Source organism: Actinomycetospora sp., assembly GCF_055612215.1.
In genome coordinates this window covers 1-2393 of the sequence record NZ_JBVPVA010000581.1, presented here as the reverse complement: position 1 = coordinate 2393, position 2393 = coordinate 1, and the positions used below count along the sequence as shown (strand labels likewise).

Genomic DNA, 2393 nt, shown 5'->3' with positions numbered 1-2393 from the left:
TCACGGGTGGGGTCGACGGCGATGGTCATGGCGGTGCTCCTGATGGTCGTGGGTCGGGTGGGAACGGGAGTCACGACGCCGGGTGGCGTCGCGCGGCGCGGACGGGGTGGTTGGCGCGGATGAGGTCCTGCGGGTCGTAGGCGGTCTTCACCGCGTGCAGCCGGTCGCGGGCGGCCCCGAAGAGCTCGGTCTCCTCCCGCGGCTCCTCGCTGAAGTTCAGGTAGCTGCGGCGGGAGAGGTGCGGGGCGAGCGCTGAACGCACGGTGTCGAGCGCGAGGCGCACGCGCGGGCCCGTCGCGTCGTCGGGAACCACCCCGACCGCGAACAGCGCGGCGTCGGCCTCGAACGCGGACACGGCGCCGCCGTCGGGCGCGGGACGCCGGACGGCGCCGCCGAGCTGGCGGAGCTCGACCGAGAGCAGCGTCGGGCCCGCGGCGAGCGCTCCGTCGAGGAAGGCGTCGACGGCGGCCTCGTCGAGCCGCTGCACCAGGGCCCCGTCGCCCAGGCCGGGCGTCGGTCCGGGCGGGTCCATGTGCAGTGCCGACAGCTCCGCCGTCGGGGTGCGGTGCACGGTGTCGATCGCCGGGCCCAACGCGCGCAGCGGGGCCAGCACGGTGGCCGTCGCGGCCTCGTCCAGCTGACTGACGACCTCCACCACCGCGAAGGACCGGCCGGCGAGCGCCGCCGGGAGCTCCGGCAGCGGCGGGAGGTGCAGGATCCGCGCACACGACGTCACGGCCTCGGGCACGTCCGCGGTCCAGGCCCGCCACCCGTGCAGCACGTCGCGCGCCCGGTCGAGGTCGAAGAACAGCGCGCCGGCCTGCACGGCGGTGATCGGGAAGAGCCGGATCTCCAGCGCGGTGACGACGCCGAAGCTCCCGCCACCCCCGCGCAGGGCCCAGAAGAGGTCCGCGTCGTGGGCGTGGTCGACGCGGCGCAGTCGGCCGTCGGCCGTGACCACCTCGAGCGCGAGCACCGAGTTCGCGGCCAGACCGTGGGAGCGGGCCAGCCAGCTCAGCCCGCCCCCGAGCAGGTACCCGGCGACGCCGACGTCGGGGGAGGACCCGGCGAGTGCGGCGAGCGCGTACGGGGCGACCGCCGTGGTCACGTCGGCCCACCAGGCGCCGGACTCGACCCGCGCGACGCGCCGAGCCGGGTCGACGGTCACGCCGCGCAGGGCTCCCGTGCGCAGCAGGATCGAGTCGGCGAGGTCGCCGAGGGGCGCGGCGTTGTGCCCGGTCGCCTGCGGTGCGACCCGCAGCCCCAGCCGGCGGGCCGCGTCGACGACGCGCACGACGTCGGACGCGTGTGCGACCTGGGCGATCGCGGCCGGCCGCTGGTCCACCAGGAGCGCCCAGGCCTGCCGGGCGGTGTGCCACCCGGAGTCGCCCGGGCGGACGAGGCGGCCGTCGAGGTCGAGCGCGAGGTCGTCGAGGCCCCGGTGCGGCGGGGCGGTGAAGGTGGTCACGGTGTCCTCCGGTCGTCGTCGAGCGATGTCGGGAACTCTGCTCACCGTCAGCCGGACGGCCCATCCTGCACACGGAGCGCATTCAAAATTCGACCCCCTACAGGTGGAGGATTGCCACTTCGGGCCCTCGTTGGTGACACTGCGTCAGTAGCTCCGAGGGAGGACGCCGATGTCGACCACCACCGCCGGTGCCGAGCGCGATCTGGCCGCGGTCCGCGAGGAGTGCGCTCGCGACCTCGACGCCACCACGCTGTTCGCCCGCGTCTCGGCGCGACTGCGCACGGCGGTGCCCTTCGACGGCTCGTGCTGGTTCGCCACCGACCCGGCGACGGTGCTGGCCACGTGCCCGGTGCGGGTGGAGAACGTCGAGCAGGGTCACTGCTCGACGTACTGGGACCGGGAGCACCGCGTGGAGGACGCGATGCTCTACAGGGACCTCGCGCGCAGCGCCACGGGCATCGACACCCTCTACCGCGCCACCGACGGGACGCCGGGCCGCAGCGCCCGCTACCGCGAGTTCCTTGCCCCACAGGGCTACGGGGACGAGATCCGGGCGGCGGTCCGGGTCGGCGAGAGCACCTGGGGCGTGTTCGACCTCTTCCGCCACCGCGACCGCGGGCCGTTCACGCCCCGCGACGTCTCGACCCTCGCGAGCGTGCTCCCCGCCCTGGGTCGGGCGCTGCGCACCGCGGCCGGGGCCGCCCGGGCCGGGGCGGTGGGACCGCTCGGCGGGGAGGCGCCGGGCACCGCGCTCCTCACCCCGAACGGCGACGTCCTCTCCCTCGACGAGGAGGCCGACCAGCTCTTCGCCGAGCTCGCCGGCCCGGCCTGGACGTCCTATCCGGTGACGATGTCGCCGATCGCCGCCGTCGCCACCCGGGCCGTGGCGGTCCGCGAGGGCCGGGACCGCGGGCCGGCTGCGGTC

Annotated in this window: 2 protein-coding genes; one reads left to right on the top strand and one right to left on the bottom strand. The window is 75.9% G+C overall.

Features of this window, described 5'->3' with window-relative positions; genetic code table 11:
- Positions 1-70: 70 nt before the first annotated feature.
- Positions 71-1468, bottom strand: a complete 1398-nt coding sequence (locus AC0CYZ_RS15970; protein WP_472217033.1) for an FAD-binding oxidoreductase — start codon at positions 1466-1468, stop codon at positions 71-73.
- 169 nt (positions 1469-1637) lie between these two features.
- On the opposite strand from AC0CYZ_RS15970, the gene AC0CYZ_RS15965 reads away from it, so the two are divergent.
- Positions 1638-2393, top strand: a 756-nt coding sequence (locus tag AC0CYZ_RS15965) for a hypothetical protein (protein WP_472217031.1), incomplete at its 3' end; no start/stop codon positions are given.